The following is a 6575-nucleotide window of genomic DNA, read 5'->3' on the forward strand; positions in this document are numbered from 1 at the left end:
GACCGGGCCTCAGGCGGCGTCGGCGGTGCGGCGGCCCCAGGCGGTGCCGGCCAGGACGAGGGCGGCGCCCGCGAGGCCGAGCGGGCCGAGGCGGTCCCCGGCGAGCGCGATGCCCGCGGCGGCGGCCCACAGCGGCTCGGTGCCGAGCAGCAGGCTGACCCGGGACGGGGAGGTGCGGCGGACCGCCCACATCTGCACGAAGAAGGCGAAGAGGGTGCAGAGGACGGAGAGGAAGAGGAGGCCGGCCCATTCGCGCGGCCCGAAGCCGAGGGCCACGGTCCAGGGGGCGGCGCCGGTGCCGGGGAGGGCGGCGAGCACGGCGAAGACGGCGACGGCGGAGCCGAGCTGGACGGTGGTGAGGGAGAGCGAGTCGGCGCTCTCGACGGCCTTGATCCGGGACATCGCGAGGACGTGCGCGGTCCGGGCGATCGCGGCGAGCAGCATCAGCAGGTCCCCGCCGGAGGGGGTGGTGAAGCCGCCGCCCTGGGTGAGCAGGACGACGCCGGCGACGGAGAGCGCGGCGGCGGCGAGGAAGGCGCGGGACGGTCTGCGGCGGGTGACGGCGGCCTCGGCGAGCGGGGTGAGGATCATGGTGAGGCTGATGATCAGGCCCGCGTTGGTGGCGGAGGTGTGGACGACCCCGTAGGTCTCCAGGAGGAAGATCCCGGCGAGGATCAGGCCGAGGGTCGCCGCCCCGCGCCACTGGGCGCCGGTCAGGGCCCGCAGCCCGCGCCACCCCGCCGCCACCAGGACGGGCAGCACCACCGCGAAGCGCAGGACGAGCACCGCGACGACGGTGTGGGTGGTGGTGATGCCCTTGGCGGCGAGGTAGCTGGCGCCCCAGACCACCGCGACGAGGAGCAGGGGCAGGTCGGTCAGCCAGGCGCGGCGCGGGGCGGGCAGGGCTGCGGGTACGGCGAGGGAGGACACGGGAGCCGGCTCCAACTGGACTAAAGGGGTGGAGACTTCGACGGCTCGCACGCGGAGCGATCACCGTAGCCGAACCGGCCCGTGGTGGCTACACCTGGTCCATGGCGGCGGCCTCAGTAGCTCCCGTACACGGGGCGGCCGGCCAGCTCGTACGTCTGGATGGCGACCCCGGCGGGGGTGGTGCGGGCGGCGGTGAGCCGGAAGGCGGTGGGGGTGGCCCCGTCGGCGAAGAAGCGCAGGCCCTTGCCGAGGACGACGGGGAAGACGGCCAGGTGCAGCGTGTCGATGAGGTCGTGCTCCATCAGGGTCTTGGCGAGGCCCGCGCTGCCGTGCATCTGGATCTCGCCGTCGAGCCGCTCCTTGAGGTCGGCGACCTGCTGGGCGACGTCGCCGGAGAGGACGGTGGTGTGCTGCCAGTCGGCGCTGGTGAGGGTGTGCGAGGCGACGTACTTGGGGAGGGCGTTGAGCTTGCCGGCGATGGGGTTGGCCGGGTCGTCGTGCTTCGGCCAGTACCCCGCGAAGATGTCGTAGGTGCGGCGGCCCAGGAGGAAGGCGGTGGGCCGTTCGAAGACCTCGTCCATGAAGCGCCCGAAGCCCTCGTCCCCGTACGGGACGGACCAGCCGCCGAGGTCGAAGCCGTCGGCCGGGTCCTCCTCGGGGCCGCCTGGGGCCTGGTGGACGCCGTCGAGGGAGAGGAACTGGGTGAGGCTGAGGGTGGCCATGGCGGGTGCCCTTTCGCTGGTTCCGGACCATCGTGTCTCACTCCTTTCGACCGCGCCGCCCGGCGGAACTCATCGGTCCCGGACGTCCCGGACCGGGAGGGGCCTCGGCGTCCGTTTCCCGCCAGCGCCGGGACCGCGCCCCGCGTTTGATTGAACTCGCAACGAAACAACGGGGCATCGTCACTTCGGAGGAGTTCGACATGGCAGGCATGAGCGGCAAGGCGGTCCTGGTCACCGGCGGCAGCCGGGGCGTGGGGGCGGCGACCGCCGTCCGGCTCGCCCACGAGGGCGCGGACGTGGCCTTCACCTACGTCCAGGACGAGGAGCGGGCCCGCGAGGTCGCTGCGCGCGTCGAGGCGGCCGGCGGGAAGGCGCTGGCCCTGCGGGCGGACGCGGGGAGCGCGGGCGACGCGGCCGGCGCGGTGGAGTGGGCGGCGGACGCCCTGGGACGGCTCGACGTGCTCGTCAACAACGCGGGTGTCGGGGTGCTGGGCCCGCTGGAGTCACTGACCCTGGCGGACGTGGACCGGGTCCTGGCGGTGAACGTCCGGGCGGCCTTCCTGGGCGCGCGGGCGGCGGCCTCGCGGATGGGGCGCGGCGGCCGGATCATCACGGTCGGCAGCTGCATGGCGCTGCGGGTCCCGGGCCCGGGCGGCACGCTGTACACGATGAGCAAGGCGGCGCTGGTCGGCCTGACACGGGCGCTGGCTCGGGAGCTGGGCGAGCGCGGGATCACGGCGAACATCGTCCACCCGGGCCCGACGGACACGGACATGAACCCGGCCGACGGCCCGTACGCGGAGTCCCAGGCGCGCCTCACGGCCCTGGGCCGCTTCGGCACCGCCGAGGAGGTCGCCGCGACGGTGGCCTTCCTGGCCGGGCCGGACGCGGCGTACGTGACGGGCGCGGAGTTCTCGGTGGACGGCGGGCACGCGGCGTAGCGGCCCCCACGAGGGCCCGGCGGGTGAGCCGAAGGGCGTGCCGGGCGCCGAGAGCCCGGCGCACGTCGCCCGGAGGCGAACCGAGCCCCAGGAAAGAGGGGGCGAGGGCGCACCGTTGCTGTCGGTCGGTGCGCCCTCGGATGCCGGGCGGGGTGTCGTACCCGCCCAGTTCTGGGGGGCCTCCGGGCCGGTGGTGTCGGCCACCAGCGCCCGCGGGGCCCGTCGGGGTCAGCCGCCCAGCTCCTGGTGGCGGGCGGTCAGGCGGGCCGCGCCGGTCTCGGTGAGGGAGCCGAAGAGGCGGAGGCGGGAGATGCCGCCGTCGGGGAAGATGTCGATCCGCACCCGGGAGCCGACCGCCGGCACGTCGAGGACGAAGCGGTGGTTGGTGTCGGGCTGGAGGCGGGTCCGGGGCAGGATCTCGGTCCACTCCTCGGAGCCCTCGGCGGCGACGGAGAGCGCGGCCCAGCCGGCGCTGTTGCCCTTGAGGTACGCGGTGTCGATCTCGACGGCGCGGATCTCGGACTCGGCGGCGAGGCTGTAGCGGATCCAGTCGTTGCCCTTGTCGCGGCGGCGGCGGGTCTCCCAGCCGTCGTCCATCTTGCGGGAGCGGCCGGGCTGGATGGTGTTGGTGGCCGGGGAGTAGAAGCGGTCGGAGGCGTCCTCGACCTGACCGCCGTTCTCCAGCGCCGCGAGGTCGAAGGTGCCGAGCACGCCGAGCCAGCGCGGGTCGGGGGCGACCTCGCCGTAGACGCGCAGGCGGGCGATGCCGCCGTCGGGGTGCTGGTTGACGCGCAGGTGCGTGAAGCGCTGCTCGACGTCGACGGCGAAGCCGTTGGCCGCGTGGCCGCCGATCGCGGTGCGCGGGACGAGGGTCGTCCACTTCACGTCCTCGGCGAGCAGGTCCTCCGGGGAGGGCGAGCCGGCGACGGAGGCGGCCTCGACGGAGACGGCCTGCGGGTAGTTGCCGCGGAAGTGGGCGGTGTCGACGACGATGCCGCGGATGACGCCGGGGGCGCCGAGGCGTACGAGGGCCCAGTCGTGGTCGTCCTCGGTGGGGTGCGGCACGGCGGCCGAGACGCCGCGGCGGCGGCGGGTCTCCCAGCCGTCCATGATCTTGCCCTTGTGGCCGAAGTGCTCGGGGTCGAACTCGGCGGCCTCGGGCTTCAGCAGGTTCTCGCGCTCGGCGAAGAACTCGTCGTTGGCGGCGATCACGCCCGCGCCGAGGCGGCGGTCGGCGAGGTCGGCGTACTGGGCGAAGGGGAAGTCCGCGGTGCGGTAGTCGGCGTAGGGGTCACCGCCGCCGTAGGGGCTGGCGTCACCGGTGAAGCTGGGTATGGACGACACGTCAGTTGTTCCTTTCGAGGAGGCGGCCGGTGGGCTCGGCGAGGACGCCGCGGTCGGCGATCCGCTCCCCGCGCAGCCAGGTGGAGGTGACGACGCCGTACAGGGTGCGGCCCGCGTAGGCGGTGACCCGGTTGCGGTGCTGGAGCTCCGCCGGGTCGACGGTGAAGGTGGCGTCCGGGTCGATGACGGCGAAGTCGGCGTCGCGGCCGGCCTCGATCGCGCCCTTCTGCCCGAGGCCCGCGAGCCGGGCCGGCGCCTCGGACATCCAGCGGACCACGTCGGTGAGGTCGTGGCCGCGGCGGCGGGCCTCGGTCCAGATGGCCGGCAGGCCGAGCTGGAGGGAGGAGATGCCGCCCCAGGCGGAGGCGAAGTCGGGGGTCTTGAGGTCGGCCGTGGACGGCGAGTGGTCCGAGACGATGCAGTCGATGGTGCCGTCGGCGAGGCCCTGCCAGAGCAGGTCCTGGTTGGCCTCCTCGCGGATCGGCGGGCAGCACTTGAACTCGGTGGCGCCGTCGGGGACCTCCTCGGCGGTGAGGGTGAGGAAGTGCGGGCAGGACTCGACGGTGACGCGGACGCCCTCGGCCTTGGCGGCGGCGATCAGCGGCAGCGCGTCGGACGAGGAGAGGTGCAGCACGTGCACGCGCGCGCCGAGCCGGCGGGCCTGGTTGACCAGGTTCTCGATCGCGGTGTTCTCGGCGACGCGGGGCCGGGAGGCGAGGAAGTCGGCGTACTTCTCGCCGGTCTTCTGGGGCGCCGCCGCGAGCTCGTGCGGGTCCTCGGCGTGGACGATCATCAGCCCGCCGAAGCCGGCGATCTCGGCGAGCGAGGCGGCCAGCTGCTCCTGGTCGAGCTGCGGGAACTCGTCGACGCCGGACGGCGACAGGAAGCACTTGAAGCCGAAGACGCCGGCGTCGTGCAGGGGGCGCAGGTCCTTGACGTTGTCGGGCAGCGCGCCGCCCCAGAAGCCGGTGTCGACGTGCGCCTTGGGGCGGGCGACCTCCTGCTTGACCCGCAGGTTGTCCACCGTGGTGGTGGGCGGCAGCGAGTTCAGCGGCATGTCGATCAGCGTGGTGATGCCGCCGGCCGCGGCGGCGCGGGTGGCGGTCCAGAAGCCCTCCCACTCGGTGCGGCCGGGGTCGTTCACGTGGACGTGGGTGTCGACGAGTCCGGGCAGGACGACGTCGTCGCCGACGTCCTCCAGCCGGGCGCCGGCCGGTACCTCGGCGTCGTACGGCAGCACGGCCGCGATCGTCCCGCCGGCGACGGCGATCGAGGCGGCGCGCGTCCCCTCGGGAGTGATGACGCGCGTCGAGCGCAGGACCAGGTTGACGTCCACCCGTACCCCTTCTTCCACAAATTCAACGAACTGTTGAAGGAGTCTTCACGCGAGACGACATGTCGTCAAGGGCACACTTCCAGCATGGGCTCCTGACGAACCCACCTTGGATGTTTCCACAGAGTGGAATGTAAATTTCGTACAGTAGAACGTAGCTCCGTCCATGCGGGGTCCGCCAGGATCGTTCCCGACCGCCTCCGACACCGGACAAACACCCCCCTGACCGGCACGTACGCCGGAACCGGACCGGGTGTGCCGCCCACCCGACCGGTAGGCTGCTGCCTTGCCCGCCTGCCCCGAAAGGACCGTTGCCGTGCCGACGTCCAGCGCCAGCACCACCGACGCCGCCAAGCCCGCCGCCGCGAGCGGTGGCGTCCAGTCCCTCGAGCGTGCCTTCGACCTTCTGGAGCGGATGGCCGACGCCGGCGGCGAAGTCGGGCTGAGCGAGCTCTCCGCCAGCAGCGGACTCCCGCTGCCCACCATCCACCGCCTCATGCGCACCCTGGTGGCCTGCGGCTACGTCCGCCAGCAGCCGAACCGGCGGTACGCCCTGGGCCCCCGCCTGATCCGCCTCGGCGAGTCCGCGTCCCGGCTGCTCGGCACCTGGGCCCGGCCGTACCTGGCCCGGCTCGTCGAGGAGACCGGCGAGACGGCGAACATGGCGCTGCTCGACGGCGACGAGATCGTGTACGTGGCCCAGGTGCCGTCCAAGCACTCGATGCGCATGTTCACCGAGGTGGGCCGCCGGGTGCTGCCGCACTCCACGGGCGTGGGCAAGGCCCTGCTGGCGTACACCCCGGCGGACGAGGTCCGGGCGCTGCTCTCCCGCACCGGGATGCCGGCCGCGACCGAGAAGACCATCACCACCCCGGAGGGCTTCCTCGACGCGCTGGAGGCGGTGCGCGAGACCGGGTACGCGGTCGACGACAACGAGCAGGAGATAGGGGTCCGCTGCCTCGCGGTCTCGGTCCCCGACTCCCCCACCGCCGCGGCGATCTCCATCTCGGGCCCGGCGGGCCGGGTGACCGAGGCCGCGACGGAGAAGATCGTCCCGATCCTCCAGCAGGTCGCCCGGGAGCTGTCCGCCGCGCTCGCCAGCACGGCGGGCAACGGCCAGCAGCAGGGCTGAGCCCGCGCCGTACGACGCCGGAGGGGGGGGGGGGGGGGGGGGGGGGGCCGGGGGCCCCCGCGGGGGGGGGGGGCCCCCCCGGGGGGCCCCCGGGGGGCCCGGCCCCCCCCGGGGGGGGGGCCGGGGCCGCGGGGCGGGGGGGGGGGGCGGCCCCCCCCCGCGGCCCCCCCCCC

General features: G+C 74.3%; 6 protein-coding genes. 2 read left to right on the forward strand and 4 right to left on the reverse strand.

The window, feature by feature from the left end:
- Positions 1 to 9: 9 nt before the first annotated feature.
- Positions 10 to 930 carry a DMT family transporter gene (locus ACZ6J5_RS35130; protein ID WP_469398005.1) on the reverse strand — a complete coding sequence of 307 codons (921 nt, stop codon included), beginning with the start codon at positions 928 to 930 and terminating at the stop codon, positions 10 to 12.
- A gap of 113 nt (positions 931 to 1043) precedes the next feature.
- Positions 1044 to 1652, reverse strand: a complete 609-nt coding sequence (locus ACZ6J5_RS35135) for a dihydrofolate reductase family protein (RefSeq protein ID WP_469398006.1) — start codon at positions 1650 to 1652, stop codon at positions 1044 to 1046.
- A 200-nt stretch (positions 1653 to 1852) separates the two neighbouring features.
- Between ACZ6J5_RS35135 and ACZ6J5_RS35140 the strand changes: the two genes are divergently transcribed.
- On the forward strand, positions 1853 to 2593 hold the full coding sequence (locus ACZ6J5_RS35140; RefSeq protein WP_469398007.1) for an SDR family NAD(P)-dependent oxidoreductase: 741 nt from the start codon (positions 1853 to 1855) through the stop codon (positions 2591 to 2593).
- A 228-nt stretch (positions 2594 to 2821) separates the two neighbouring features.
- Here ACZ6J5_RS35140 and alc read toward each other — a convergent pair whose 3' ends face one another.
- Entirely contained in the window at positions 2822 to 3937 is a 1116-nt protein-coding gene (gene alc, locus ACZ6J5_RS35145; RefSeq protein ID WP_469398008.1) for an allantoicase, read from the reverse strand.
- Between the two features lies 1 nt (position 3938).
- The gene (gene allB / locus ACZ6J5_RS35150; protein ID WP_469398009.1) at positions 3939 to 5273 is read right to left on the reverse strand and encodes an allantoinase AllB; all 1335 of its coding nucleotides are present in this window, start codon (positions 5271 to 5273) and stop codon (positions 3939 to 3941) included.
- A 313-nt stretch (positions 5274 to 5586) separates the two neighbouring features.
- On the opposite strand from allB, the gene ACZ6J5_RS35155 reads away from it, so the two are divergent.
- Positions 5587 to 6402, forward strand: a complete 816-nt coding sequence (locus tag ACZ6J5_RS35155; RefSeq protein WP_469398010.1) for an IclR family transcriptional regulator — start codon at positions 5587 to 5589, stop codon at positions 6400 to 6402.
- The last annotated feature ends 173 nt before the right edge of the window (positions 6403 to 6575 follow it).

The sequence above is a fragment of the Streptomyces sp. NPDC042100 genome (assembly GCF_055582325.1).

Excerpts from the sequence above, each read along its gene's own strand:
- ACZ6J5_RS35135 (WP_469398006.1), bottom strand. The coding sequence starts at position 1,652 with ATGGCCACCCTCAGCCTCACCCAGTTCCTCTCCCTCGACGGCGTCCAC.
- ACZ6J5_RS35140 (WP_469398007.1), top strand. The coding sequence starts at position 1,853 with ATGGCAGGCATGAGCGGCAAGGCGGTCCTGGTCACCGGCGGCAGCCGG.